At 33.9% G+C, this 25,419-nt stretch carries 46 protein-coding genes and 1 pseudogene; 40 read left to right on the top strand and 7 right to left on the bottom strand.

All coding sequences use genetic code 11. The features are described from left to right. Positions 1-95: 95 nt before the first annotated feature. From SB658_RS21010 to SB658_RS20995, 4 genes are read left to right on the top strand one after another with little or no spacing between them, the layout of a single operon-like run. Positions 96-332: a hypothetical protein gene (locus SB658_RS21010; RefSeq protein WP_061187748.1), complete on the top strand. Its 237-nt coding sequence runs from the start codon at positions 96-98 to the stop codon at positions 330-332. A 40-nt stretch (positions 333-372) separates the two neighbouring features. Further along, positions 373-1,410 (top strand): hypothetical protein, encoded by a 1,038-nt coding sequence (locus SB658_RS21005; RefSeq protein WP_144500564.1) that lies wholly within the window; start codon positions 373-375, stop codon positions 1,408-1,410. Between the two features lie 55 nt (positions 1,411-1,465). After that, positions 1,466-1,687: a hypothetical protein gene (locus SB658_RS21000; protein WP_144500565.1), complete on the top strand. Its 222-nt coding sequence runs from the start codon at positions 1,466-1,468 to the stop codon at positions 1,685-1,687. A gap of 44 nt (positions 1,688-1,731) precedes the next feature. After that, entirely contained in the window at positions 1,732-2,124 is a 393-nt protein-coding gene (locus SB658_RS20995) for a UPF0715 family protein (protein WP_029727206.1), read from the top strand. A gap of 9 nt (positions 2,125-2,133) precedes the next feature. Here the strand turns inward: SB658_RS20995 and SB658_RS20990 are convergent, their stop codons facing one another. Together SB658_RS20990 and SB658_RS20985 are read right to left on the bottom strand one after the other, a co-directional pair. Further along, on the bottom strand, positions 2,134-2,364 hold the full coding sequence (locus SB658_RS20990) for a membrane protein (RefSeq protein ID WP_029727207.1): 231 nt from the start codon (positions 2,362-2,364) through the stop codon (positions 2,134-2,136). A gap of 109 nt (positions 2,365-2,473) precedes the next feature. Then, complete coding sequence (locus SB658_RS20985; protein WP_019712287.1) at positions 2,474-2,653, bottom strand: DUF8096 family protein; 180 nt, start codon at positions 2,651-2,653, stop codon at positions 2,474-2,476. A gap of 70 nt (positions 2,654-2,723) precedes the next feature. Here SB658_RS20985 and SB658_RS20980 point away from each other — a divergent pair. From SB658_RS20980 to SB658_RS20910, 15 genes and pseudogenes are all read left to right on the top strand, one after another. Then, a pseudogene (locus SB658_RS20980) lies at positions 2,724-2,975 on the top strand (hypothetical protein). A gap of 3 nt (positions 2,976-2,978) precedes the next feature. Beyond that, complete coding sequence (locus SB658_RS20975; protein WP_144500566.1) at positions 2,979-3,194, top strand: hypothetical protein; 216 nt, start codon at positions 2,979-2,981, stop codon at positions 3,192-3,194. Between the two features lie 10 nt (positions 3,195-3,204). After that, a complete protein-coding gene (locus SB658_RS20970) occupies positions 3,205-3,336 on the top strand; it encodes a hypothetical protein (protein WP_042976227.1) in 132 nt (43 codons plus the stop codon). Then, positions 3,321-3,665, top strand: coding sequence for a hypothetical protein (locus SB658_RS20965; RefSeq protein WP_250621126.1), 345 nt, complete (start codon positions 3,321-3,323; stop codon positions 3,663-3,665). The genes SB658_RS20970 and SB658_RS20965 overlap by 16 nt, the downstream gene beginning before the upstream one ends. 111 nt (positions 3,666-3,776) lie before the next feature. After that, entirely contained in the window at positions 3,777-4,433 is a 657-nt protein-coding gene (locus SB658_RS20960; RefSeq protein ID WP_113712875.1) for a uracil-DNA glycosylase family protein, read from the top strand. A 49-nt stretch (positions 4,434-4,482) separates the two neighbouring features. Next, positions 4,483-4,791, top strand: coding sequence for a hypothetical protein (locus SB658_RS20955; RefSeq protein WP_144500567.1), 309 nt, complete (start codon positions 4,483-4,485; stop codon positions 4,789-4,791). Positions 4,792-5,044: 253 nt separating this feature from the next. Beyond that, complete coding sequence (locus SB658_RS20950; RefSeq protein WP_113712877.1) at positions 5,045-5,326, top strand: hypothetical protein; 282 nt, start codon at positions 5,045-5,047, stop codon at positions 5,324-5,326. A gap of 141 nt (positions 5,327-5,467) precedes the next feature. Beyond that, complete coding sequence (locus SB658_RS20945) at positions 5,468-6,628, top strand: AimR family lysis-lysogeny pheromone receptor (protein WP_032721683.1); 1,161 nt, start codon at positions 5,468-5,470, stop codon at positions 6,626-6,628. Positions 6,629-6,641: 13 nt separating this feature from the next. Beyond that, positions 6,642-6,767 (top strand): lysogeny pheromone peptide AimP, encoded by a 126-nt coding sequence (gene aimP / locus SB658_RS20940; protein ID WP_009967508.1) that lies wholly within the window; start codon positions 6,642-6,644, stop codon positions 6,765-6,767. A gap of 328 nt (positions 6,768-7,095) precedes the next feature. Beyond that, on the top strand, positions 7,096-7,296 hold the full coding sequence (locus SB658_RS20935) for a hypothetical protein (RefSeq protein WP_004399418.1): 201 nt from the start codon (positions 7,096-7,098) through the stop codon (positions 7,294-7,296). Positions 7,297-7,298: 2 nt separating this feature from the next. Continuing rightward, positions 7,299-7,616 (top strand): hypothetical protein, encoded by a 318-nt coding sequence (locus SB658_RS20930; protein WP_032721685.1) that lies wholly within the window; start codon positions 7,299-7,301, stop codon positions 7,614-7,616. 48 nt (positions 7,617-7,664) lie between these two features. Further along, a complete protein-coding gene (locus tag SB658_RS20925) occupies positions 7,665-7,877 on the top strand; it encodes a helix-turn-helix domain-containing protein (RefSeq protein ID WP_019712296.1) in 213 nt (70 codons plus the stop codon). Then, positions 7,867-8,943, top strand: a complete 1,077-nt coding sequence (locus SB658_RS20920; RefSeq protein ID WP_019712297.1) for a tyrosine-type recombinase/integrase — start codon at positions 7,867-7,869, stop codon at positions 8,941-8,943. The genes SB658_RS20925 and SB658_RS20920 overlap by 11 nt, the downstream gene beginning before the upstream one ends. A gap of 106 nt (positions 8,944-9,049) precedes the next feature. Then, a complete protein-coding gene (locus SB658_RS20915) occupies positions 9,050-10,432 on the top strand; it encodes a DNA sulfur modification protein DndB (protein ID WP_032721686.1) in 1,383 nt (460 codons plus the stop codon). A gap of 23 nt (positions 10,433-10,455) precedes the next feature. Further along, entirely contained in the window at positions 10,456-11,433 is a 978-nt protein-coding gene (locus SB658_RS20910; protein WP_032721688.1) for a phage lytic cycle repressor MrpR family protein, read from the top strand. A 188-nt stretch (positions 11,434-11,621) separates the two neighbouring features. Here the strand turns inward: SB658_RS20910 and SB658_RS20905 are convergent, their stop codons facing one another. Next, entirely contained in the window at positions 11,622-11,846 is a 225-nt protein-coding gene (locus SB658_RS20905) for a helix-turn-helix domain-containing protein (RefSeq protein WP_004399410.1), read from the bottom strand. Positions 11,847-12,028: 182 nt separating this feature from the next. On the opposite strand from SB658_RS20905, the gene SB658_RS20900 reads away from it, so the two are divergent. The 12 genes from SB658_RS20900 (at position 12,029) to SB658_RS20845 (ending at position 18,570) form a co-directional block, all read left to right on the top strand. Continuing rightward, complete coding sequence (locus tag SB658_RS20900; protein WP_017697044.1) at positions 12,029-12,247, top strand: YopT family protein; 219 nt, start codon at positions 12,029-12,031, stop codon at positions 12,245-12,247. A gap of 69 nt (positions 12,248-12,316) precedes the next feature. Next, positions 12,317-12,514, top strand: a complete 198-nt coding sequence (locus tag SB658_RS20895; protein ID WP_032721690.1) for a hypothetical protein — start codon at positions 12,317-12,319, stop codon at positions 12,512-12,514. Positions 12,515-12,625: 111 nt separating this feature from the next. After that, positions 12,626-12,820 carry a hypothetical protein gene (locus tag SB658_RS20890; RefSeq protein ID WP_003231036.1) on the top strand — a complete coding sequence of 65 codons (195 nt, stop codon included), beginning with the start codon at positions 12,626-12,628 and terminating at the stop codon, positions 12,818-12,820. An 83-nt stretch (positions 12,821-12,903) separates the two neighbouring features. Continuing rightward, positions 12,904-13,410, top strand: coding sequence for a hypothetical protein (locus SB658_RS20885; protein WP_410602224.1), 507 nt, complete (start codon positions 12,904-12,906; stop codon positions 13,408-13,410). Continuing rightward, positions 13,407-13,823 carry a YopX family protein gene (locus SB658_RS20880; protein ID WP_144500569.1) on the top strand — a complete coding sequence of 139 codons (417 nt, stop codon included), beginning with the start codon at positions 13,407-13,409 and terminating at the stop codon, positions 13,821-13,823. Before SB658_RS20885 ends, SB658_RS20880 begins: the two co-directional genes overlap by 4 nt. Positions 13,824-14,007: 184 nt before the next feature. Next, positions 14,008-14,436 carry a hypothetical protein gene (locus SB658_RS20875; RefSeq protein WP_144500607.1) on the top strand — a complete coding sequence of 143 codons (429 nt, stop codon included), beginning with the start codon at positions 14,008-14,010 and terminating at the stop codon, positions 14,434-14,436. Positions 14,437-14,484: 48 nt separating this feature from the next. Then, complete coding sequence (locus tag SB658_RS20870; protein WP_144500570.1) at positions 14,485-16,683, top strand: RNA ligase; 2,199 nt, start codon at positions 14,485-14,487, stop codon at positions 16,681-16,683. 44 nt (positions 16,684-16,727) lie between these two features. Next, complete coding sequence (locus SB658_RS20865; protein ID WP_032721704.1) at positions 16,728-16,934, top strand: hypothetical protein; 207 nt, start codon at positions 16,728-16,730, stop codon at positions 16,932-16,934. Then, on the top strand, positions 16,924-17,061 hold the full coding sequence (locus SB658_RS20860) for a hypothetical protein (RefSeq protein WP_160171066.1): 138 nt from the start codon (positions 16,924-16,926) through the stop codon (positions 17,059-17,061). The genes SB658_RS20865 and SB658_RS20860 overlap by 11 nt, the downstream gene beginning before the upstream one ends. Positions 17,062-17,147: 86 nt before the next feature. Then, a complete protein-coding gene (locus SB658_RS20855) occupies positions 17,148-17,600 on the top strand; it encodes a YoqH family protein (RefSeq protein ID WP_144500571.1) in 453 nt (150 codons plus the stop codon). A 48-nt stretch (positions 17,601-17,648) separates the two neighbouring features. Beyond that, positions 17,649-17,843 carry a hypothetical protein gene (locus SB658_RS20850; RefSeq protein WP_004399432.1) on the top strand — a complete coding sequence of 65 codons (195 nt, stop codon included), beginning with the start codon at positions 17,649-17,651 and terminating at the stop codon, positions 17,841-17,843. Positions 17,844-17,898: 55 nt separating this feature from the next. Next, entirely contained in the window at positions 17,899-18,570 is a 672-nt protein-coding gene (locus tag SB658_RS20845) for an SLOG family protein (protein WP_144500572.1), read from the top strand. Between the two features lie 423 nt (positions 18,571-18,993). On the opposite strand, the gene SB658_RS20840 is transcribed toward SB658_RS20845, so the two are convergent. Further along, complete coding sequence (locus SB658_RS20840) at positions 18,994-19,272, bottom strand: hypothetical protein (protein WP_144500573.1); 279 nt, start codon at positions 19,270-19,272, stop codon at positions 18,994-18,996. 211 nt (positions 19,273-19,483) lie between these two features. Between SB658_RS20840 and SB658_RS20835 the strand changes: the two genes are divergently transcribed. Then, the gene (locus SB658_RS20835) at positions 19,484-19,699 is read left to right on the top strand and encodes a hypothetical protein (RefSeq protein ID WP_144500574.1); all 216 of its coding nucleotides are present in this window, start codon (positions 19,484-19,486) and stop codon (positions 19,697-19,699) included. A gap of 17 nt (positions 19,700-19,716) precedes the next feature. Here the strand turns inward: SB658_RS20835 and SB658_RS20830 are convergent, their stop codons facing one another. After that, positions 19,717-20,091 (bottom strand): YoqO family protein, encoded by a 375-nt coding sequence (locus SB658_RS20830; protein WP_144500575.1) that lies wholly within the window; start codon positions 20,089-20,091, stop codon positions 19,717-19,719. A gap of 123 nt (positions 20,092-20,214) precedes the next feature. Here SB658_RS20830 and SB658_RS20825 point away from each other — a divergent pair, with 123 nt between their 5' ends. From SB658_RS20825 to SB658_RS20805, 5 genes are read left to right on the top strand one after another with little or no spacing between them, the layout of a single operon-like run. Next, positions 20,215-20,619, top strand: a complete 405-nt coding sequence (locus SB658_RS20825; RefSeq protein WP_032721716.1) for a hypothetical protein — start codon at positions 20,215-20,217, stop codon at positions 20,617-20,619. A 32-nt stretch (positions 20,620-20,651) separates the two neighbouring features. Next, on the top strand, positions 20,652-21,167 hold the full coding sequence (locus SB658_RS20820; RefSeq protein WP_144500576.1) for a hypothetical protein: 516 nt from the start codon (positions 20,652-20,654) through the stop codon (positions 21,165-21,167). A gap of 21 nt (positions 21,168-21,188) precedes the next feature. Beyond that, complete coding sequence (locus SB658_RS20815) at positions 21,189-21,497, top strand: hypothetical protein (RefSeq protein ID WP_144500577.1); 309 nt, start codon at positions 21,189-21,191, stop codon at positions 21,495-21,497. Further along, the gene (locus SB658_RS20810) at positions 21,490-21,846 is read left to right on the top strand and encodes a hypothetical protein (protein ID WP_144500578.1); all 357 of its coding nucleotides are present in this window, start codon (positions 21,490-21,492) and stop codon (positions 21,844-21,846) included. The genes SB658_RS20815 and SB658_RS20810 overlap by 8 nt, the downstream gene beginning before the upstream one ends. A 1-nt stretch (position 21,847) precedes the next feature. Next, positions 21,848-22,198, top strand: a complete 351-nt coding sequence (locus SB658_RS20805; protein ID WP_144500579.1) for a hypothetical protein — start codon at positions 21,848-21,850, stop codon at positions 22,196-22,198. 390 nt (positions 22,199-22,588) lie between these two features. On the opposite strand, the gene SB658_RS20800 is transcribed toward SB658_RS20805, so the two are convergent. Continuing rightward, a complete protein-coding gene (locus SB658_RS20800) occupies positions 22,589-23,401 on the bottom strand; it encodes an ATP-dependent DNA ligase (RefSeq protein WP_144500580.1) in 813 nt (270 codons plus the stop codon). Between the two features lie 69 nt (positions 23,402-23,470). Further along, positions 23,471-24,145, bottom strand: a complete 675-nt coding sequence (locus tag SB658_RS20795) for an SOS response-associated peptidase (RefSeq protein ID WP_144500581.1) — start codon at positions 24,143-24,145, stop codon at positions 23,471-23,473. A gap of 70 nt (positions 24,146-24,215) precedes the next feature. Here SB658_RS20795 and SB658_RS20790 point away from each other — a divergent pair, with 70 nt between their 5' ends. The 3 genes from SB658_RS20790 to SB658_RS20780 are packed head-to-tail and all read left to right on the top strand — an operon-like array spanning position 24,216 to position 25,349. Next, on the top strand, positions 24,216-24,437 hold the full coding sequence (locus SB658_RS20790) for a hypothetical protein (RefSeq protein ID WP_144500582.1): 222 nt from the start codon (positions 24,216-24,218) through the stop codon (positions 24,435-24,437). 47 nt (positions 24,438-24,484) lie between these two features. Beyond that, the gene (locus SB658_RS20785) at positions 24,485-24,937 is read left to right on the top strand and encodes a YopX family protein (protein ID WP_144500583.1); all 453 of its coding nucleotides are present in this window, start codon (positions 24,485-24,487) and stop codon (positions 24,935-24,937) included. Positions 24,938-24,971: 34 nt separating this feature from the next. Beyond that, a complete protein-coding gene (locus SB658_RS20780; protein ID WP_128751187.1) occupies positions 24,972-25,349 on the top strand; it encodes a hypothetical protein in 378 nt (125 codons plus the stop codon). The last annotated feature ends 70 nt before the right edge of the window (positions 25,350-25,419 follow it).

The following is a 25,419-nucleotide window of genomic DNA, read 5'->3' as shown; positions in this document are numbered from 1 at the left end:
AAAATGGTATACTAAAGTTACAAGGATAGGAAGTAATTACAAGTTTTCTAGGTCTACATAAAATCGTACTTTTATAGGGAATAGGAGAGGTTATAATGCAAAATACAGTAAAAGTAACTTTCAATGTAAACGGTGTAGAAATCAAAACAGATGCGGGTGTACCACAAATGCCTAATGGCATTAATGCAGATAATATGATTGTTTTACATGCTAAAAGCAATTTGAAGAAAAATCTTGGAATTGATATTTATGAGGTTATGAATGCAGAACACTATGATGACATTGAACATCTCGTAACTATTGACAAATCAGGCTATACTCAAGGTGTTTAAATAAAATCATTCTTTTAACGGAATAAGGGAGAGATTAAAATTGGAAGAAATACAAATAGAAAATTTAAAATTTCATGTGCAAAACGATAACAAAAATAGCGGTATAAACATAACCGTCCTTCCAGATCTAGTTGAAAAAATAAAAAATAAAAAAAACGAATTAGGGGATGACAGTTTTAGTCTTTTGTGGAATAAACTTTATTTTGGAATAAATCATCGTCAACAAATGTTCGAGGTTTTATTTAATACCTTTGAAGATCTTTTTTTAAAGGAGGATAAAGTAATTAATGATCATCTGACATTACAAGCATTATATTGCGATATGATTATTCGATTAGGAACTATGCTTGAAGATTTTGCTGGGATCTGTCACGCCTGTAAGGAATACAACGTTAATAGTAAAGATATTGCAGAGGTCTTTTTAGCTTACAAAGATCCGAAAAGTTTCTACTATTCTGCGGTGTCAAATTCAAGAATGATTAAACGGGTATTTAAGTTACCTGAATCTAAAGGAGATTTAAATAAAACATTTAATAAACTAACAAACGAAGAAACAGAGGTTCTGTGGAAAGGGGTTCAAGCCACAACTAAATATATCACCTCGCTTATAAAAGATATCTCAACTGCTGTAATCCCAGAAGAAAAACATGATTTTACCTATTTTGATTTTTATAATAAATTGAAACATGGATTTGCACCAATTTATCCTTTTGCAGAACCTAATATTCTAACATTTAGAACACAAAAAGAATTAAGTTACCACGAACTTATTGAAAAAACAATGGATACAGTATATATAATGCATGATAAACTGGCAGGTCAACGGTCTTCAGAAGAAAAAGACAAATTTGAAAGCTCACAACTTGCAACCCCTATAATTACAGCCAGTGAGGAAGTTAATTTAGAAACTGTTAAGAGAATTTCAGGGATTGTTAATTTAATATCCGAGATGTATCGGAGATTGGTAAACAGTTATATGGATGACACTCTACAGCTTTCAGTACCCCAAGATGCTATTACACCTGAAGAATACAATATAATTCGTAATATTGTTGAGGACTATAAGAGATATATTTGATCTTCATTATAATCATTTCTAATTAATAAATTTTAAAGAGAAGCAGGGGGCAATAATGTTAAAAATGATTACTGTTTGGTATAAGTATTACGATGATAATGACCCTAAATTAAACCATATTGAAGACGGCTGGTCAAAGAATGAGTACCCAAAACCAATTAAATCATCGTTTGCAGATCAAGAAGCTTGGAGAAAAAGCGAGTGGGAGAGAAAATATGCATATCTTGATGAAAAATCTAGAGTAGTTGATGCGACTAAGGCTATTTGGCTTAAGTAAAGTTTTGTATTAATAAGGTTTTTTGAAGACAGGAGGATAGACTTTTGCTACCTAATAGATTGTTAAACAGTTATGTTTATACTCTAATAATCTCTAGTTTATCATTTGGTCTAATCTTTGGTCTGTATATGTTTGCTTACTCTGGTTTTATGGCAATCGCATTAGTCACTATTGGTATCATAGGATTTTATGCTTTAATCACTTACTTGGTATTTGCTGTCCCTTTGCAAGTGTGGCTTAGAAGAAGGCCCAGAAAATTCAGTTTGAACAATTTTTTAATTTATATTGCAGTAGCCTTTTTAGCTGTGTTTTTGTTCTGGACTGTTGATTATCCGCCAAATGCTCTTACTGTATTCAGAAGCTTAAATTATTACATTATGAGTATTGTTGCAGGTCTTATTTATTGGTTTTGGGACTCCATATTCCTACGAAATTAACACATTAAATTAAATCATGAATTTCACAACGTTTACAACAAGTAAGAAGGCTGCTGATCCAAACAGTAAATATCCAGACAGTTTTTGTTTGCTTAATATCGCTTCAACTCCGACTACTGATAAAAGGGCTGCAACAAACAATTGAACTACCAGCAACAATAATTCATTTTGATTAAACAGAGAGTATACGCACAAGACTAATGCAATGCAAGAAACCGAAATTTTTGCAACTTTTAGCAATGTATCACTCCTTATACAGTCATGCATTAACATAACACATTACGTGTCTTAATCCGAGAGCATAAAGAATCAAGATAAAAGAAGTGTTTTAAACAAAAAGAGCATTAATCTAAATGCTCTTTTTCATACCGCAACGCCGGCATTCACGTAAGAATATTCCACTCTTCACAGAGCTTTTGAACAAAGTGTAATCACAATTGTCGCAGCGACCGTATTTTACATCTGGATATTCTTTGTAATCATAAACGATTGAAGTATCATACCCATTTGTTTCGAATTTCTCTTCCATTTGATCACCTACAAAATTTATTCAACATACTCAAGAATAGCAAATTTCGTTCGATATAGGGAGGGAACAAATGATTGGTTTAGCTTATTTTTTAATTATTTGGCTTGGAGTTGGATTGTTGACTAGCATGAAGTTTATTTTTGTTGATCAGGTTTATGATGAAAAGTTTAAAGAACTCATGGATTAAGAAACAGCAGCGGGCATGGAAAGGAATTTGGCCAGCCTGTTTTTCAAAAATAAGCTTAACGTTATTGCTTTTTTCATGTTAATTGGCATACTGCCATTGGCAATGAGGATTACAAAATTATTTAAAAGAGGTTGATTTATGCCTTTGCTTGATTATTTTTATGTACTGCAGTTTGAAAACAAGGAATACTTCAAATCATTTAAATTAGATGAGGACGGCTATTTGACATCTAGCAACCTCCACGGCGCTTCTAAATTGCAAACAATGTATGAAGTCATTGAGGTAGCAAGTGAGCTCAAAACAAAGTGTAATGTCCAATGTGAGGTAAGGGAAATCCAAGTCATAAAACGTTAGGGGTGCTCAGGTGTATTGGATAGAGTGGATTGAAGGTGGGGAAAAGAAGAGCATTGTTGCTGAAGGATGGATTGAATGGGCTGCTATACTTGAAGACTTGTATCAAAAGCGATTTGAGTATGTGGAATGGAAGCGGCTTTGAAAAGGGGGAAAAATGCCATTAAAAATTTGGTTTTATTGTCCAGTTTTTTAGGGATTATGCTATCAATTATTGGGCAATTATTTGGAGTCCTAACAGATTTCTTTATTCCAGGTATCGCCCGGCTTATGGGGGTTTTAGCTGGACTCCTAATATTACTTTGCTTTAAGTCAAGAAACACAGAAATGCAGACATTTATTGTGAGCTTAAGTACTGCACTAGGAATAATAGGTGCAGGGATTTTATATCTTCCAGCAGCTATTGTCAATGTCTTAATTGGCTTCAAACTAAACAAAAAGTTAAAAGAAGAAAACACTAAGGAGCAGATCTGAATAGACTGCTTTTTGTTTAGTGTGACCATGGAAAATTGTAGTATAATAGTAATAAAATAATCATTTTATTTAAAGAAGAGTATACTCAATTTTAAAAGGGGCGTAAAAATTTTGTCTCTTATACTAGACCCAGTTTCAAAAAATAGGAAGTATAGAGAATTAGTTCACCAACGGAAACAATGTACTTTATGTCAAGGAGTTAAAAACCCAGCTGTGATTTTAGATGGAAGATATGACTCAAATCACATTAATCCTTGGACTAGATGGTGTGGCAATTTAAATGCTAAGGTGATGGTTGTAGGTCAAGATTGGGGTCATGTTGAGGCATTTATTAGAAACAAAGGACAAGTTAATCCGTTAAATACAACAAACAATAAACTAATTGAAATGCTATCCCTTATTGGTGTTAAGGTGGAAGATACTTACTTGACAAATGCAATACTTTGTATGAAAGAAACAAAAAATTTGTCCGGGAAAACAAAATCTGCTTGGTATAGAAATTGCGGTGAACATTTTTTAAAAAGGGAAATTAAAATTGTTAACCCTAAAATCATTATTACCTTAGGAGTAAAAGCCTTTAGGACTGTTAAAAGAGTATATAACATAAAATGCTCAAATTATTTAAGAGATGTGGTGAAATATGAGGAACCAATAATGATAAATGAGGCAAAGTGGTTTCCTGTTTATCATATTGGAAAATTGGCACAAAGCTCAAGACCCTTAGATAAACAAAGACAAGATTGGGTTCGAATAAAGAACTTTGTTTGAATGAAATTAGTTAAAAGAATCAAACTGTCCAATTGAAGGGGGAAATATCTTGAAAGATAGATCTTTAAAAGAAGAGGTTAGATATATAGAGTATAGCTTAAACGAAGGTAAAATTGAATCTGTGCCTATTGTTCTTCATGAAGATATTGTTACTTATGACATCAGTAAGATAGGGCAATTACAGGCAAAAATTCCAGATGGTAACTTGTCTACTATGCTATCTGAACATTTAAAAGAAAAACACAATTGCATGATCGAGATAAAAACTGATGAAGATCATTCATTTTGTACATCCATTGAGGTAGATAATAAACTTAATACAATAATGATTACCTTAGATCGTAAAAAACAAATCTAAAAAAAAAGTTGTGTTTTAAAGTGAATTTATTTGGATTCAATGATATTGGTTCTGAGAAAGTGCGAAACCAGGAGTTTGATTTGCATTATCACCTTGGTATAAGCAAAGCGGAGGTTAAAGAGTTGCTAGATAAATTCTCTGGCTCTCCAAAGATGGAATTAAAAAGAACAGTATTTTATCTTTACCAGCAATTTTTGTAGTGGAAGTCATCGCTTGATTTATACAAATAGTTAAATATTAAGGAGAGTTGAAAATGACTACTGATCATATAACAAAAAAGCGTCTTAAGACTCTGGAAAAAGAAAACGAGTCATTTAAGACACTTTTGCTTGAGTTTATTGGGTATGAAGACGAATGGTTACTGACTAAACAAGGGTTAAAAAAGAATTACAAAAAAGACTATTTAATTGAACATATTCAATACCAAAGAAAGCTTATAAGAGAGCTTTATAACAAATTAGATGATAAAGCACAAGAAGAACTTAAAATAAAGGTGGAAAGCTGTATTTGGCCAATTATGCACAATGAGGGTTAATCCTCATTGTGTCTCGATAAAATAGGAATTTTAAAGAGAATACAAATACAAAAAATATGTATAAAATAATTGACTCGTAATGTGATCTATAGTATTATTAAGTTAACCAATAAAGACAACAAAAAGAAATGAGGGGAAATAATGGAGTTAATAAGGATAGCTATGAAGAAAGACTTGGAAAATGACAACTCTTTAATGAATAAATGGGCAACAGTAGCTGGCCTTAAAAACCCCAATCCTCTTTATGACTTCTTAAACCATGATGGGAAAACATTTAATGAATTTTCTTCAATAGTCAACATTGTTAAGAGTCAGTATCCAGACCGTGAATATGAATTAATGAAAGATTACTGTTTTAACCTAGATGTTAAGACAAAGGCAGCTAGAAGTGCATTGGAGTATGCTGATGCAAATATGTTTTTTGAAATAGAAGATGTTTTAATAGATTCAATGATTTCTTGCAGCAATATGAAAAGTAAAGAATATGGAAAAGTGTATAAAATACATAGAGAACTGTCTAACAGTGTTATTACTGAATTTGAGGCAGTGAAAAGACTCGGCAAATTAAATATAAAAACACCTGAAATGAATTCTTTCTCAAGACTCTTGCTGCTTTATCATTATTTAAGCACTGGTAACTTTTCTCCGATGGCCCAACTTATAAAACAAATTGACCTAAGTGAGATTTCTGAGAACATGTACATTAGAAATACATATCAAACAAGAGTTCATGTTCTAATGTCTAATATAAAGTTAAATGAAAATTCATTAGAGGAGTGCAGAGAGTACTCTAAAAAGGCATTGGAAAGTACAAATATCCTGAGATTTCAGGTTTTCAGCTACTTAACTATTGGCAACTCTCTATTATTTTCGAATTATGAATTGGCTCAAGAAAACTTTTTAAAAGGGCTAAGCGTTTCTGTTCAAAATGAAAATTACAACATGATTTTCCAGCAGGCTTTGTGCTTCTTAAATAATGTATGGCGCAAAGAAAATAAGTGGATTAATTTTGAAGCTGATTCAATTATGGATTTGCAGGAGCAAGCTCATTGTTTTATCAACTTTAATGAAAATTCCAAAGCAAAAGAAGTTTTGGATAAACTAGATCTTTTAGTTCACAACGATAATGAGCTTGCAATGCATTATTATTTGAAAGGAAGACTCGAACAAAATAAAGCATGTTTCTATTCTTCAATCGAGTATTTTAAAAAGTCTAATGACAAATTCCTTATTAGGCTGCCACTGTTAGAACTGCAAAAGATGGGTGAAAATCAAAAACTTTTAGAATTACTTTTACTTTAAAGGAGGTGAGACAATGAAAAAACTTATTATGGCTTTAGTTATCTTGGGCGCACTAGGCACTTCTTACATAAGTGCAGATTCTTCAATCCAACAAGCTTCAGGTGATTATGAGGTTGCTGGAATGCCACGTGGAGCATAAAATCCATTGACACATAAAGTTATTAGTATTATTATTTATTTAATTAAATTAAACAGAGAAAAGGAAGACGTTTGGCTCTTTTGAGCTAAGCGTCTTTTGTAGTTTTAAGGCCATCACTTAAATATTAGGTTTTAATAACATCTAGTGATCAACTTCAAATACATACACCCTAATTAAATGAAATGCATTACAAAGCAGCACATTCGCAAAAAAAAATTGCGTAGAATGTGCTATTTGTCGTTAAAAAAATCTTTACTTCCCTTTTGTAATGCATTACAATTGCTATAGATGCAAAAGATAAAAAATATGTATATAGGAGGTTGGTGGTATGTCCGCAATTAGTTACTTAAAAAACAGTATGACAATGCATAAAACCATTTACCAAAAGAAAGTTGAAAGCTTAGTTAAAAATGATTTGTTTTTTCATGAAAAAAGCATTGAAAAGTCAAAAATAATGAAGAATGAAAATGTTCGAAAACAACTAACTAAAGGATACATGAAATTGCTAAGCGAATACAAGGAGGATTAATGATGCATGTTGTAGAACTTAGGTCTACAAATCATAAAGATATTGATGCCGATTTTGTTTTAAGTGCTAAACAAACTTACATAGAGAATGTACTAAACATTAGGAAAATGATTGTTAATGCAAAAACTGAAGATGATCTACATGGTGCAAAAATAGAGATAGCAGCATTATTAAAAGATCTAAATAGAGTATTATTAGGTGGAGATGGATTAAAAAGAAGCATTGAAAATAATCCGCATTTTATATCCCTAATACATTTTGTGAAGAATTTAAAACGACACATTGCAATTGAATTTGAAGAGTTTATTTATCAACCATAACATATACGCACTGCAGTCTATAGTATACATAAAAAGTAGGAGGTTGACATGTCAGAGCGAATAAAACAGCTATTGGTCAAACGTGGCATCACAATAGAGGAATTGTCGAGGGAGACAATGATTGATATTCAAAAATTAAACAAAATCATTGAAATGCCAGATGAATCAGATGTTACAACCATAAAGCTTATCGCTCTGGTATTGAATGTCTCTATTGATGAGCTATTGGATGAGAAAGGAGGAGAAGATAATGCAAAATAAAGTTAAACAATTAAAAAATTATGCGGTTTACGATGATATCGAGGGCTTTTTAATCAATAAAGATATAAGAAGTAGCTCAGGGAATTCTAACTATATGATGCCTTCATCAACTAGAAGGGTGTCGAACACCAGAAAGAATTATGAAGGGGATATTAAGCAGTTCTTTAGTGTGATTAAAGGTAAAGATGTCAAAAGTTTAGTTCCCGATGATTTAGTTGTAAGTAAAAGCGAATTAAGCAACTATGTGAAGTATCTTCAGGAAAAGGGATTAGTTAATAATAGTATTAACAGAAAAATGACCTCCCTGAAGATGCTCTATACATATTTGGAGCATGATTATAAGGACTATATTGACTTGTCGGTGTTTAATACTGTCGAAAGGCTTAAAACAGTAACTAAAAACTGGGATAAAACAACCCAGACAGAAGCCGAAAGAATCGCTCAGGATATGTATATAAATGAAAGACAGAAACCTTTAATGAAAAAGCTGTTTGTTAAATTCGCCATCAGAACTTCTTTTCGTGTAAGTGCGATTTTGCGAGTAAGATGGAAAGACATACAGCTTGATGAAAGTACAGGCCATTATATAGTAACAGTTATTGATAAAGGATCTCAGGTTGTGTCTACAGGCATTAACCAGGTATTTTATGAGGAATTGTTGCAGCTGAAGGAAGAGGATGACAGCGAAACTGAATTGGTTTTTCAGGGTCTTTCGGAACAATCTTTACGACACTCCTTAAAAAGGTCGAAAAAAAGGTTAGGAATACCTCCTGAAAGAGAATTAGTCTTACACTCATTTAAGGGTGTAGGAATTGACTATGTCTATGAGAATTCTGGTCACGATTTACTTGCAGCAAAAGAACAAGGAAATCATAAAAACACATTAACAACAGAGAGATATATGAGCAGAAAGATTAACATAGCGAACTCTGCTGGTGTAACAATGGATGAAAAAATCGATTTAAATCCACTATATGAAGCAACCCAAGAGGATTTTATTAGTTTTTTTGAAAACGCTGATCTTGTTACATTAAAAAAGTTTATAAAGCATGTAAATGAGCGATAATCATTTTTTCGGTATATTACTCAGTTCAAATGATAATTCTTCTTGATTAACCAGATTGCCTTTGGTAACTTTAAATTTAGCAACATGACATGAGGTGAAAGGCTATATGACAGTGATCTTTGATCAGTCTGCAAATGAGAAACTGCTTTCAGAAATGAAAGATGCTATCTCGAAAAATAAACACATAAGATCTTTTATTAACGATATTCAATTAGAGATGGCTAAAAATAAAATTACTCCAGGGACAACACAAAAATTAATTTATGATATAGAAAATCCAGAAGTCGAAATTTCTAAAGAATATATGTACTTTTTAGCCAAGTCCCTATACTCAGTTCTTGAAAGTGAAAGGTTTAATCCACGAAATTACTTCACAAAAACGGATATGAGAGAAATTGAAACGTTATGGGAAGGATCTGTGGAGGAAGATATAAAATTTCCGTATACATTCAAACAAGTTGTAAAGTATTCGGATGATAATTATTTCTTCCCCATCACTGCTAAAGAGTTGTTTATGCTATTTGAAAATAAGTTATTGCACTATAATCCTAATGCTCAAAGAACGAACAAAACGAAAAAACTAGAGGGCTCAGATATTGAGATACCTGTACCGCAGCTCAATAAACAATCGGTTGAAGAAATAAAGGAACTGTTCTTAGATGGGAAATTAATTAAATCAGTTTTTACGTTTAATGCACGTGTTGGAAGCGCAAGTTGTGGCGAAGAATTAAAATATGATGACGACACTATGTCGCTTACAGTGACTGAAGACACCATTTTAGACGTTTTAGACGGGTATCACCGGCTAATAGGCATTACTATGGCTATAAGACAGCATCCTGAGTTAGATCATTTGTTTGAAGAAACCTTTAAAGTGGACATCTATAACTACACTCAAAAAAGGGCGAGAGAGCATTTTGGGCAACAAAATACAATAAATCCAGTGAAGAAATCTAAAGTAGCTGAGATGAGTCAAAATGTTTATTCTAATAAAATTGTTAAGTTCATTCAGGATAATAGCATAATTGGTGATTATATAAAGACAAATGGAGACTGGATAAATCAGAATCAGAACTTACTTATAACTTTTTCTGACTTCAAAAAGGCAATTGAAAGAAGCTATTCTAAAAAAGATTTTTCTACTCAGGCAGACATCTTAAAAACTGCAAGATACCTTACATCTTTCTTTGATGCTTTAGCTACACAATATGTAGATGAGTTCTTAGGTGATATAGCAAAAGAACGGAAGAGAAGTTTTGTAAACAACTATTTGTTCTTTAATGGTTATGTGGGATTAGCTAAGAAATTGCAATTAGATGGGGTAAGCCTGGACGAGTTGGAAAGTAAGATTACTGATGTTTTAGGCTCTATAGACTTTAGTAAGAAAAATAAGTTGTGGGATGAATTAGGTGTAGTAGACAAGAATGGAAATGCTAAATCACCACAAAAGATATGGAATTTCTTCAATAATTTAAAAATAGACGAGTAATTACTTAGGAGTTGTTTGTTGCAATGTTCAATAGTGAGATTAAGGAAAAATATTTAGATACCTTATCTGAGGGTATGGTTTTGCAGATGAGGCCTATTTTTGCTAAAGCAGAGATTACTGAGACTTTATATAATAAGGACATTTATGATTTCACATCAATGCAAATTTTAGAACTTATACGATCATTTGATCAAACCACTATCGGTAGTGTTCGGAGAACCTTAGCATTATTGTCATTGTATATTGATTGGGCAATTTCATATAAGTTAAGTAAAGGATTAACCAATTTAGCAAGAACTATTTCAGAAGAAGAGCTTTATGAGTGTCTTGGGGATAAAAAATTATATATTACCTATAGTGAATTAGAAGAAATGGAAAGTCAATTAGTTAATTATCAATCAAAGGCTGTATTAAGGCTGTTGTTTGAAGGGGTTTCAGGTTTAGCTCATTCTGAATTGCTAAGTTTAACGAAAAAGCAAGTTGAGGATGCGATGCTAAATGGTAACGTTTTAACCCTCTATGATTCAAAGCACGGTGAACGAAAACTAAAAGTTAGTAGTGAATGTCTTGTTATTGCCTTAAATGCAGCTCAGGAAACTAAATATAAATTAAAGAATGGGAAGGCAAAAGGCCAAACAAAAGAAGTCTTTTTAGTTGAAAATGATTATGTAGTTAAAACAAAAAGAACGTCCAACAAAGGAGACGGCCAAGCAAGTAAATTTGTCATAACTAATCTAATTACTGATATATCTGAGTTCTTTAAAATTAACTTTTTAACACCAAATACTATTGTTAGATCTGGTCATTTGTATAGAGCATATCAGCTTTATAAAGAAAAAGGGGTTATTGATAACTCTGTAAGGTATCAGATTATAGATGACTTTAATTTAAGAGTGAAATCCAAATATCGAGCAGTTTATTCAATGCAAGATTATATTAATGAGGAAGAAGTTAATAAATATTACGCAGAAGAACTAGGTCTAAAAGAGACGACCATTTAAATATGAAATCCATTTGACTATTTTGGTTAAATGGATTTTTCTTTTATCTCAAAAAATTGTGAAAAAATTCGCATTTCGACAAAAATAGACAAAATAATCACTTTAAATACATGTTTAAATGTAGTAAGATGGTCATGTAAACCATATGGTTTACTAAGGAGGAGACCAAGACCAAAGTCTTAGTCGTTTCAATGCCTTTCAACCTTGAATTCATAGAGGTCTTCGACATTACAATCTAAAGCAGCAGCAATTCTTTTTGCAGTTCGAATAGACATATCTACTTTAACTAATCGATTATAGTCGCTCAGCTGCTGTTTCTTAATCCCAGTTATCTCTGAAAGTTCATTGATTGTAATGTCTTTCTTTCTACATAATTCAGGTATCAAGCATTGCCCGATCTCAACTTTAATCATAATCGGACATCCTCCTGCGTTCTGTTATGGAAAGACATAATACATATCATACCATACGAAGCCGATAAATAACCACTAGCATAACACCTACTTTCTATGTATAATGATTATACAAAACAGAACGCACGTTCCCTTAACACCTTAAGGGTTTATCACAGAAAATTGAACATAGGAGAATGAGGATGGCAGGTTATTTAAACAATATTGAACTGAATCTGGAGATTGTACTCAAAAACAAAGCAGATAGTCCAGAAGTCTCTGAAACATTGGTAACCAGGATTTGTGAAAATTTACTTTTATCTAAAGAAGTCTCGTTTTTAAAAGCTGACGGATCAGTTGAAAATTTTAAATTAAGTGATATGGAATATGAAATAACAAATACAGAAGAATTGCCTGAGTAAAAATAAAAAAAAGAAAGACTCCATTAAACATAATGTAATCAGCAGCAAGAGGAGAATGAAGGTATTGTTTTGAATATATTTGTTGATCAAGATAATTACAAAGAGGTTAGTCTGAAACTTACAAAAAAATTGCTGACTTCAGAACATTATCAATTCCTACTTGGTTTCAAGGGAGAGAAATTAGATGTTACAATTTCAGTTACACCACAAAGCCTCGTTAAGCTTAGGGATGACATCAATGAATTGATCTTTATGTTCTCAGATTAAAATTAGATTCGGTCACATAAATTGGCCGAATCTAATTGACAGATATTAAATGATGGGTTATAGTTTAATCAAATACAAATAATATGTATATAGGAGATGATAAAAGGAGCTATGTTGCTTGATGAAAAGCTCGATAAATTAATGAAAACGATTCTGCGATTAAAAGCATACAAAGAAGAGGAAAATTTACGAAGAGTCATCGGAGAATTTCATTCAATAATTGATTATGCTTACGAGGGGATGTATATAGCTGAAGATATGTTAAGAGAAGAAGAAAGTAAGGGCAAAGAAGTAAGTACATATTGAATTGTGTAATTTTCACTAAGGAAACAAAATTAAAATTAGTGGATAAAATGTAAGTTTTATCGAGATTCAGATAAGGGGGATATATGTTGAAAGAAATAAATATGATTGAACGTTCTTTTTGTGGAAGTGGAGGATGTATGAGTTGTCCCTTCTCGCACAGTGATGAAGCTGAAATGGCTCAAAATTATGGATGTTTGCCCACACCCCAGCAAATTGTAGAGATGAAGGAAAAGAGTGGACATAATTGGGCTTGTCATAGCGATGAGACGGTTTTGTGTGGAGGTTTCGCTAAATATATAAAAAGAAATAGACCTGATTTAAACATTAATGAAGGGCAGTTAATTTCATATGAAACTTGGAGTCATGAAGGTGAAGCCAAAGCCATACAGGAAGCAAATACAAAGGAACTCCGGCAGACCCAGGAAAAAATTCAGCGACTTACAAATGAGAATGACAGGTTAAGAAAAGCCTTTCATTTGTTCGTAAATATGAAAACAGTTAGAATGGCACCTGAGTTAGTAATCCAAAGATATTCCCGATATGCAAAGGAACTTCTTGAAGGAAAAGCATTGGAGGAGGATGCACAATGAACACAGCATACAGAGTTTGGGACGGCGAGCAGATGTATCATTACGGCGATGAAGGCATATGCCTTTCCATCGGTGAACTTGGTTCGATTGACGGGAAAGTTTTTGGGTGGTCTTTATGGTTAGAAGGTTATGGCGTGATCGCACACAGCGGAGACGGAAAATCCGTTCTCATGTGGGGAACAGGGTTGAATGATAAGAACGGTCGTCAGATTTACGATAGGGATATGCTTATCGGTAAAGGAATGACTCACCCATTATTGGTTGAGTGGTCTGACTATTATGGTGCCTTTAGAGTTGACGAAGATACGAAATATCTTTTTCACATGCTAATAAACTATGGGCTAGCGAGATATGAACTTAAAGTCATCGGCGACGTTTATCAAAATCCCGATTTATTGGAGGGCGCGGAATGAATGACTTCCAAGAAAGAAAACAATTTTTAGAGAAGTACTATCAGGAGTTTAAGTCACTCCGAGAGATTAATCCTGCCACGTCTTTGGATGAAGCATTGTCATTTTTCTGTGTTGCATTTCCAGAAGCGGAGCCCCACAGAAACTATTTTTATCAAAGGACTTTGAAGGAGGGCGCGGAGTGAGTATGAATTCTATTAATTTGCTATTTGAAGATAATATGAAACTAAACCAAAGAGAAAAGTTCCTCAAAAATGGTATTCCATATGATGAGCTTGATACACAAATGATTAATTTAATTGATATTTTAAATTTTAAGATGGGATTGAAAACACGTCATTGTTGTTTTGGGCATAAGCCATACGAAGAAATTCAAGTGATGTTTGAAGAAGAAGTGAATTTAAAAGAAGATCAAATTCTGGAATTAGCAGAATTAGCGGGAAGAGAATGGAAAGGTCTTCAGTTAAGCTTTAACAAATGGGCGAGGTTTTCACCGTTGATGTTTAATTGGTCATTGGTGCTATCGAAAAGATTCAGAAATCCGGAAGATCCAAATAAATACCGTTACCTAAGATCAATTGAAGAATTCTTTGAAAGCTATGCTACAAAGAAGTGAATAAAAGATGCATTTTAAACAAATAAAAATCAGAAAGGTTGATAGAATTTGAGAACATTAGTGTTATTAAGAGGCTGCCCAGGAGTGGGGAAATCAACTTGGATTAAGGAAAATGGACTTGAGCAATACACTCTTTCTGCAGACAACATTAGACTGCTGTTTCAGTCGCCTGTATTAAACAAAAGTGGAAAATATGAAATCTCTCCAAAACACGACAACAAGGTGTGGGATTTATTACTAAAGTTGCTTGAAGATAGGATGGATCGCGGTGAATTCACAATTATCGATGCAACTCATTCAAAGCAAAGCATGATTTCAAGATATAAGCCACTAGCTCAAAAATATAGATACCGTGTATATGTAGTTGATTTTTCTGATGTGGATGTTCTGAGAATCTTAAAAAGAAATAAAATGAGGGCTGAACATAAACATGTTCCTGAAAGCAGTATTCTAAATATTTATGAAAGAATGACAACAGAAAAAGTGCCATCTTGGGTAACTGTTCTAAAACCAGATGAGTTTGAAAACACGATGACTTATAAGCCGAGATGTTTTGACGATTATAAAAAGATACATATTTTCGGAGATGTTCATGGGTGTAATACTGTGCTTCAAGAGTACTTAAACGGTGATTTGAATGAAAATGAACTATACATTTTTGTAGGAGATCTTATCGACAGAGGTATTGAAAATGCACAGCTGTTAGAATTCATGATCAAAATTAAAGATTATAAAAATGTGATTATTCTCGAAGGAAATCATGATAGATATATCAATATGTATGGGAATGATGAAGAAACACCTAGCAACACATTTAACAACAAAACTAAGCCAGAAATCGAACAATCCAACATTGATAAAAAAGACATTAGACAGTTGGCCAGGAAGTTTCATCAGTTAGCTTACTTTACATATAAAAACACTACATACATTGTAACTCATGGAGGAGTTTCAACCGTACCTGAAAATCTCTTGATGACCGCAACAACACAATTCATCAATGGAGTTGGAGATTATTCAGACGATATTGATTATGAATTTGCAAAAAATACGGCTGGCCAAAATGTTGTACAGATTCATGGACATAGAAACATGTACCGTTTACCTGTGTTAGCAGCAGAAAGATCTTATAACCTGGAAGGGCAAGTGGAAAGAGGAGGTCATCTTAGAGTCGTTACACTGTCTGAGAACGGAATTGAAACGCATGAAGTGAAGAATAAAGTTTTTAAACAAAGTTCAAGTGATGTGCAGAGTAATAGTGTAACTGTTGGAACAATTGATGATTTGGTTTCCCACTTACGTGATCATGAATATGTCCAAGAGAACAAGATGCCAAACAATATCTCATCATTTAATTTTACAAAGCAAGCCTTTAGAAAGAAAAAGTGGGATGAAACAAATATTAAGGCAAGGGGTTTGTTTATTAACACCCAGAATAATGAAATTGTAAGTAGAAGCTATGATAAATTTTTTAACATTGGAGAACGATCTGAAACAAGAATGCATCATCTGGTAGATACAATGAAGTTTCCTGTAACGGTGTTCGATAAGGCAAATGGATATTTAGGGACTGTGGGGTATGACTCTTTGTCAGATCAGTTGGTATTCACTTCTAAATCCTTTACATCTCAATTATCAAATGACCATGCGAAATGGGTCGAGGAGTTGTTCTTCAAGACCTTTGATGAATTTACGGTAAATGCCATTAAATATTATCTGAAGCTAAATAATGTTTCATTTGTTTTCGAAGTAATACTTCCAGAAAAAGATCCACATATCATTGAATACAATCAAGACAAACTAGTCCTCTTAGACATAGTAAAAAGACAGATGACATATGAAAAACTCCCTTACAGTGAAGTGAAAGCTACTGCAGAGTGTTTATCCATTGAGTGCAAAAAACAAGTTGCGGAGTTTAGTAACTGGACAGATTTCTATAGATGGTATCTGGACGTGTCACAAGATTTTTCAATTGAGGAAGAGGGTTATGTAATTGAAGATGCTGCTGGCTTCATGACAAAACTTAAGCTCCCTTACTATAACTTTTGGAAACAAATGAGGGGAGTAAAGCATAAGATCAGCAACAAACATGAGCATATGGTTAACACAGGAAGCCTTTACACTCCTTTGCATAATAGATTTTTTGCATGGGCTAAGACAAAGGACAGAGGGTATCTAAAATCAACTTCCATTATCAAATTGAGAAATGATTTTGAAAAAGAAACTGTGGTATTGGAAGCCAAATAAATTCTAGATAAAAGTAAAATTTTAAAGAGAAAGGAAGAGGAGAAATGATTAAAGGGATGGTTAAACATGAGCTACTTAAAACAAGTGATGGTGTTTTAAGGTTGGCTGAAGATACACTGTGTGGCGGTTTTTCTCTTGGTATTAGAACGCCTGAAGGAGCTGACTGGAGATATATTAGTGATGAACTCGGACAGTTGTTAATTAAAGAGCTTTCTGACGATCAGATAGGAGGCCTCAAGAATGAAAAATAAAATATTGGTTGTTGATTTAAAAGAAATGATTGAAAATAACATTTCACAAAGGGGAACAGATGGCACTAGATATTACCGGATCAGTAGAGATCAATTAGAAGAGATTATTGCAGCATTAGAAAACTAAATAAAATTGAAGTTTTAATTAAATACATATGAATAATCAATCCAGAAATAAGGGAAATTAAATAAAAAATTTGTGAGGAATTCTCAATGCCACGATTTATTTTGGTTTTATCCTTATTGGCTGTTGCTGTTGCCTATCCAACTCAAGTAAATGCAAGTACAATGCCTTGTAGTGTAGTAATGGAACCTGTTGATCAAAGCCTTAGAAATGCAAAAGGTGTGGCATTAATTTATAAGGTGCAATTAAACCCGCCTAGTGCTCCAAGAACCAATATAAGCATTCTTGCTGTCCATCTTCCTGCACCATCTTCTTTTGGAAATTACGACAGTTACGAAGGCTTTGCTACTAAACCAGGTGAGATTAGTTGGCGGTTTAAACTTTATCCAACTCCTGAGGAAGAGAGCCCTAGTTGGGCGGGAAGATTTGACTTAATTACAGCCAAAATAAAGAATGTTAAAGTTCAAGTACGTCTTTCTAATTCTAGAACTCAACGGTTGGGGCCAAGTGTATTAACGAAAAATATTGAATCTTGTTATTGAAAGTCTTGGGGCAACAGTGTAAAACAAACCTGGATTGGATTGATGTAAATGATTAAATCGATTATTTTACCTGAAGAAAACACAAAAATAACTGTAGGAAAACCGATAAATGATGAATCGAATACAAAGGTAATTGCTATTTATGACTATAGAGAAGAACCAGAAGAAGCTTTCTGGGTACACTTATCAAATGGGAATGATCTATTTGTAGATAACCATGAAGTCATTGTTGAGTATGAATAGGTCTGTTAATAATGGTTGAATAAAAAGACTGTTTTAAAGAGAAAGGAGCTGAACTATGGCAATTGATTTTGCAAAGTTAAATGATCCAGAATGGAAAAAGCAGTGGGCAGATGAAAGAAAAGAACGTGAGCGGCTATTAGAAGAACACGAAACACTGAGAAAGAAGACAGTTTGCTTTACCGGTCATAGACCAACTAAATTGGGTGGCTATGATATGAAAAATCCCACAATGCTCAAACTCAAAGATAAGCTGCTTGAAGTGATTGAGGAGTTAATCATAAAAGAAGAGAAGTCCAGGTTTATAACTGGAGGAGCGTTAGGAACTGATCAGGCTGCTTGCTGGTGTGTACATATTCTAAAGAAGAAATTTCCCCATATCAAAAACATAATTGCAACACCTTTCAAGGAACAAGATAAAGTTTGGTCTGCAGACCAAAAAATGTGGTACAAACGTATGCTTGATGTGGCAGATGAGATTGTTAATGTTGAAGAATTAGATAAATATAAAGTTAGTGGAGATAAACCCGGAGAGTTTTCGCCGGCTAAGATGCAAAAGCGAAATGAATACATGATTGATCACAGTGAAGCAATAGTAGCTGTTTATGACGGAAGTAAAAGTGGGACAAGGAATTGTCTGTATTACGCTAAGAAAACATACTTAGGACATCAAATTTGGAGGCTGCATCCAAAATGTGATTTTGAATTAGATATATCATATACACCTTAATCACCCAGCGGGAGGTAATAAAGCATTGAATCCTTTTAACTACAGATCTGAACAAAGAGGATATGAGCAAGAATACTATGGGGGTTATTGTAATCAAGTGAGAAACCTTGGTTTAAAACCTATCCCATTTCACAGGTTTCAGGACTTTTTAAGGGAAAGCTACAATTCAACAAGAACAAAGAAGGAAAGGATGAGATTTCTAATTAAGATCACAGAATCACAATAAAAGGATTATTTTATTCAGAACGGAGGACAAAAGAGCAGGCTACATCAAATAATATATAACTGATACTGTATGGTTTAACTTAGGGTGATATAAGACATAAGTATATTTTATAACTGTGGTGTTTTATGGGGTATTTGAAAACAATGAGCACAAAAAATCTCCTAATAATGAAAGAGGGGGTTCCCCCCCTTAATAAATCAATAATTTGCTTGGTACTTCCCTACATACCATCCATCTTTATATTCAATGCCTTTTAGGTACCAGTTTATACCGTTATCGTCTGGCTCAATATTTTTAAAATCGCTAATATTGTGATGGTAAATATACTTTGTATGCAATGCTTTTACACTTATTTCGTCTTGAACAATGTTATTCTCTTTAACCATAGTAGATGGGCTAGTAGCAAATGCAGGAGAAGCAGAAACGAGTAATCCAAGAGATAAAACAGAACCAGTCAATACTTTTCTTAATTTCATTTGAACCATCTCCATTTCCTTTTAATGTATTACAATTACATTATATGGTTTTTAAAGGAGGGGAAAATAGCGAAATTACTCCCATATATATGGAAATTGTGTGTCGGTTAATGTCGTCATAGATGAGAAGGCAAATGGAGAGATGGATTATAGGAGGTGTTGAGGATGGAATTACTAAAGAATAAAAATAAAATAAGTGGAGGTTGTAAGGATGATAAAGAGGAATCTGCTTAGCAACCACGTTGATGAGATTATTGGTGAATATTACGCTGGAAAAGGATATTCAGTCCATAGCATTGACCGCCAGGAAAATGGGCAACTGATTGTAGTTACAGAGCGAGTGACAGAGGAGAAGGAACCGGCAAAAGTTGATATCGCATTTGATTTCATACATAAAAGATCGCACAGGAAGAAGCGTTTAGCATAAAAAAGGGCAAAAAGGGATTAACACTCTTTACCGTTAGGTTTCTTTTTTAGACGATCACAGATAAATTTCATTATACTGATAGCTATTGCAACAGATCCAATTATTAATATGATTTGAAGGATGAATATTACTCCGAAATTTACATTCACATTGTCAAATAAGTCACTGGAAAAGGAAAGAAGCTTATGAATACCCAAGGCAAGTATGAAAAAGGAAAGGCATATTACGACAAGGGATGCTTTGGAATAATCTTTAGCATGGTCAAAATTATAAATTGCTATTGATACAAATAATAAACCCGTAGCGATCTTATGGGATAGCGAATCATTCGCCGAAAATGATTGCGCTATTATGCTGATGATAAATCCAGTAATACCGATTGTTTTACTCAAAGAATCACCCACTCTTATGCAAGTTAGGTATGAGTTTACCAATTACAGGGGATTTTCTCAAGACGATGTACTTTAAAGTTAACTTAAAATCGTGATTTTAAACAGAATAGGAGGCCTTGATACATGGGCTTATATGTAACACACGGAGCATTCGATGGGGCATACTCGTCATTCAATAATCTTAGAAGATTTTTATTAAAATCAATTGGAGGTAGTTGGCCACCTCATGATAACCAAAAATTTAAAGATGGCTATTGGTACTTTGGTAAAGGCTATTCAACAATAACCCATAAGGGACTAACAGAGTTTTTCGGTCATTCAGATTGTGATGGTGTAATTACACCTGAAATGTGTAAAGTTGTTGCTGATGAATTGGAAGCCATTTTGCCACAAGTAGAGGAATTAGCTAAATCAGAACCATCATATGGTCATATATTGCGTGATGGCGGATGGGTAGCGGTTACAAAGCAGTTTATTGAGGGATGTAGACTGGCACATGAAAGAAATGAACCATTAGAGTTTAGATAAAATCTTGTTTTTAAACAGATAGGAGGAAGCGAATGAATCAAGATATTCAATTTTTAAAAGAACTTCAGCAAGAGTTGAAAAATCAAGACAGCGACGGTCAAGCTGCAACACGTTTCTGGACAGTTGGTGATTATGAATGGGTCGAAGCTCGAGCGGAAAATGCAGAACGGTATTCTGTATACCTGCCATATATTGCAGAAGCATATGTTTTAGATGATTATTTAGAAGATTTAAAAGAAGATAGTGAGCTGTCTAAGGAAGCCTTAACAGAGTTGAAAAAAGACGACTTTGACGATCCTATTGAGTGGATTCAAAAATACATTGATGAAGAAGCAGAATTAATTCCAGAAAGAAAGGTTCATATTGTACGGCCGGATACAATGTTTTTGACCAAAGCAGAAGCGAAGACGCATATCAAATTAAATAGGCATCACTACACTTCAGAAGCTCATACTTACGCAATGACAGCTTGGAGAGCACCAAAAGTTGAGCGGCTGCTTAACATACTTGAAACGTTTGATTGGGATTCAATTAAAGACAGTCAATAGAATCTACAAGGGAGTGGCAAAATGAATACATACGTAGTCGACAACAGTAAATATAAATGCATTTATGCGGGAACTAACAAAGAATCTGCTTTTGACAATGATTTTGAAAATGGAACAAGAGTTAGAGTTTGGTTCGAAGGCAATCACATAAAAACATTTGAAAAAGAACAAAGAGAAGTCTGTGGAGTAGGAGAATGGATTCTGAAGTATGATGCTGCTACTGAATTGCAAAAGGAAGTGGATCGTTTGGAAAAGACGTATTTCAAGAAGAAAGAACTGTTAGATACTATTAGGCAAGCTAATGAAGTCGGAAGGGAAATCAATGAATAAAAGAAATCAATACTCAATTACAGTGAATGTTAATGGAGGAGAATATAATCAGGAGTTTGTTATTTTAGCGGAATCGCTAAGTAAAGTTGGGCGAGATAAGATAATTGCTGATGGTGTGACAATTCAATTTAATGGCCAAATTCTTGAATTGAATAGTAATAAAGAAGATTCGAAAGATTATTATAAGGGTCAAACATTAACTGTTAAAGAAGATTGCCTAAATAACTTCTGGAAAGGCGGAACCGTTACTGTTGAAGATGTAGATGTACATAAAGGCATATTAATAGATGATGTCGTTTACTTAGAAAAACAAGTGGTAGACAAGTATTTTTCAAGAGAAGAGGAATGACATGTACAGGAAGATTTTCGATACGGTTAACGTTATTGATGGGCAATCAAAAGTAACTGATTGGTTACATAAATTAATGCTTGAAGATGAAAATTCACTATACAAAATCGATATTAAAGTTTCTAAAAGGAGGGTTTCTGAACAAGGAGAGGTGTATAGAGAGGAAGGAGAATACATAGATAACGCAGATCTTCGAACTTTACCAATTGGGACAAAATTCTTTGTGCAAAACGGTTGTTGGAAGGGTGAAATTGTTTCGGTGAATGAAAAGAAACATTTATATATGCCACAGATTGGAGAGATGAAGGAAATTAAAGTGGGAGCAACTGGGTTGAATATAGAGATTGAATAAAAGATAGTTATTATTCAAATACTCAAGGCAGAGCCCACCGCGCCTACAATGCCAGCAAAATCAAAAAGTGTTGTTACGTTACTCATTAATTCAATAGGATTGTTTAATAAAAACATAAAATCAGCTCCAGTGAAAAAATTTAATACTAAGATAAAAAATAATAAGAAGAAGTATTTTATCGCTGGCTTGTTTTTGGTGTAGGAGCAGCCTTGAATATTCGAATATATTACTAATATAGCATAATTTTTACAAAGAATCCAATTCTGTCTTACGATCAGAGAGTCAAAATAAAATAGTTGTTTTAACAATAAATTACCTAATTGATCAATGTACTAAATTTTCATTTGGTGTGTAATAGCGAGTCACTAAGGAATTATGTAAACGGAGAGATTATACTCTCCAAGATTCGAAGGAAGGTATGCGGAGTTTGCCGTGCTTAGTCTTAAATCTGTGCTTAACCTTACATAAAATAGGCTCAATAAATATATATTCATCAGATTCAGACTTTACTTGTTTCATAGAATGAAACCTACCACGTTCTGCATGGGGCATAAATTCCATAAAACCAGCTGCAGTTCCATCGGGATAAGACAGAAGGAATTTTATATCCTTTTTGGTGTAGCCGGTAATAAGAACTTCGGTGTAATCGTAATTGATCACTTTCAGCCAATTATGTGAACGTTTATTGATCTCATAAGGGGAGTTAGCTTTCTTGATTACGATTCCCTCTAAATTCTTCTCTTTGGCCAGGTTGAAGTAAGCAAGACCGTTACCTTGAATTCCTTCAATTACAAAGACATTAGGATGATTTAGCTCAAGTGAGTTTAGAACTGTCTTACGCTCAGTGAGCGGCTTAGCTGCTATTGACTGACCGTCTTTGTAAATAACATCAAAGACACAGTAAACAACTTTATGGACTGATCTTTTGGACATAAAACGTTCCATAACAGCTTCAAAGTCAGGAGCACCGCCTGGGTCAGCTACAATAACTTCACCATCGAGTACTGTTCCATCTGGGATATCTAAATCCAGGAGTTCAGGAAACTTGCTTGTTACTTCGTTGTTGTGACGAGTATATAGCTTAATCTGATTATCAAATTTAGAAAGGATGAGTCTGATTCCATCAAATTTGAGCTCAGTGATATAGTTCTCGTCGTCAAATGGCTCTTTTATTGAATGCAATAGCATTGGCGATACAAACAAAATATCACCTCCTACTTAGAACATATTAGCTAAGAGAAGGTGATATATAAAGCGATATGGCAGTGGTACTTAATGGGATTCAATTAGCTCAGGTGAATTGTTTTTAGGCGAATTCACTAAAGATGAAACCTGGTATGCTTCCATGTCATTGGGATCGTATGGTTGCAGTAAACTTTGTAGATAGTCAGGATCAGTATTTTTAGGGTTGAGCCACTCTTTTTCGTTCTCATCAGTAAGGATAACCGGCATCCGATCATGAATGTCTTCCATAAGTTCATTAGGCTTTGTCGTGATGATTGTACAAGTGTATAAAGGATTGCCTTCAGGCGTATTCCACTTCTCATATAAACCAGCAAAAGCAAAGAGATTGGATGATTTAAGTTTAATCCGCATAGGAATCTTAGTCTTTGGATCAAGACGCTTCCATTCATAAAAACTGTCAGCGGGTATGATACAACGTTTGCTGACGAGTGGCTTTCGAAAACTTGGTTTCTCGGCCAATGTTTCAGCTCGAGCATTAATCATTTTATAACCGATTTTTTCGTCTTTAGCCCAAGGAGGGATAAGACCCCATCTAAGTTTGCCCAGACGATTATTGGATCCATCGTTGATGATTGTCAGGATGTTTTGTGAAGGAGCGACATTATAGCTTGGGTGATATTCACCTTCGGGTAAGAATTGATCTATGTTGAATTGCTCGATGATGTCATCAAACTCAGAAAATAAAGTGAACCTGCCACACATGTTCATCATCCTTTAGGGTTTTTGAATATTGTACAGGCTTGATACACGAAAATCAAAAAGGAGGAATGTGATGCAGCAGCAAACAGTTGAGGTTAAAGAAGTTGAAGTGTTGATCAGGGGAATCTGGAGGAAGAAAATGTTCACTGATATTCAAAAGGGGCAAACCTTTAAGATTGAGGAGAATGGGAGAGTAAAGAAGTACATAGCAAGAACAAATCCTTATTGGGATGACATGTATGAGACTTACATAATTGATTTGTTGGATAAAAATAAAATTAGAAGATCTAGATAAAACAGAGATTTTATAAAGAAAAAATAAAATAAAATGGAGGCTGTACAATGAGGGAAATCAAGTTTCAAGGTATCTATAAGCCAACAAAAGAAAAGTTTATTCCGCACAATATCAATTTTAATAGCAAAACAGTCGTGGGAGATTTTGATGGGGAAATAGGCGACTGGTGTCATTTCTCTTTAGAACCAAGCGGGTATGGTGATGTTTGGTTAAGACAATACACCGGATTAAAGGACAAGAACGGTCGGGAGATTTATGAGGGAGACATTTTAGAAAAAACTTCTGAGTTATACACCAATTATGGGAAAACACCTACAGGAAAGTTCCACACTTCGTACATTAAAGTGATTTGGATTGACGATGGTTGGGGATACGAAGTCATTGAGAATAACGGTAAAGGCCCAATGATTGGGCATAAATGGAAAGGGTTAAAGGTGACTGCAAGATATTCAGTAGTGTACGGCAATATTTATGAAACTCCTGAGCTAGAGTCTAAATAAAAACGATATTTTAACCAGATAGGGAGATGTTTAAATGACTTCAGAAGAAGCAAGAAATTATTTTATACAAAAGGGAATTAGTTATGAAGACATTACGGAGGGAGATATTTGTGCTTTAGTTATGCTGCTCAATAAGCATATTAAACAGGCAGTTAAAGCACATACAATGTCTGTTGATACAATGAGAATGAGTCAGAAAATAAAAAGCAAATACAAAACAAATGGAACTTTAAAAAGTTGTTATCTTTACATAAACAGTCACTATTTTACTCAAAGAGAAGCAATTAGCTTTAATCCAGATGGTTTTATTGGTTTCGCAGGGTGGGCAGATTCAGGCAATAGGCAACCTATAATTAGTGCTTTTACTGAATGGGTTGGTTATATGAGTGAACAGTTAAGACAAATCAGTTAAAAGTAATTTTTTATTCGGATAAGGGGGTGGTACTAATGTGACTGCTTATAAGATGAAAATAGGGAATAAA

The sequence above is a fragment of the Bacillus sp. SIMBA_008 genome (genome assembly GCF_046535495.1).
In the GTDB taxonomy this organism is placed as follows: domain Bacteria; phylum Bacillota; class Bacilli; order Bacillales; family Bacillaceae; genus Bacillus; species Bacillus subtilis.
Note: the sequence above shows the minus strand (reverse complement) of the source record. Positions and strands in the feature narration are given on the sequence as shown.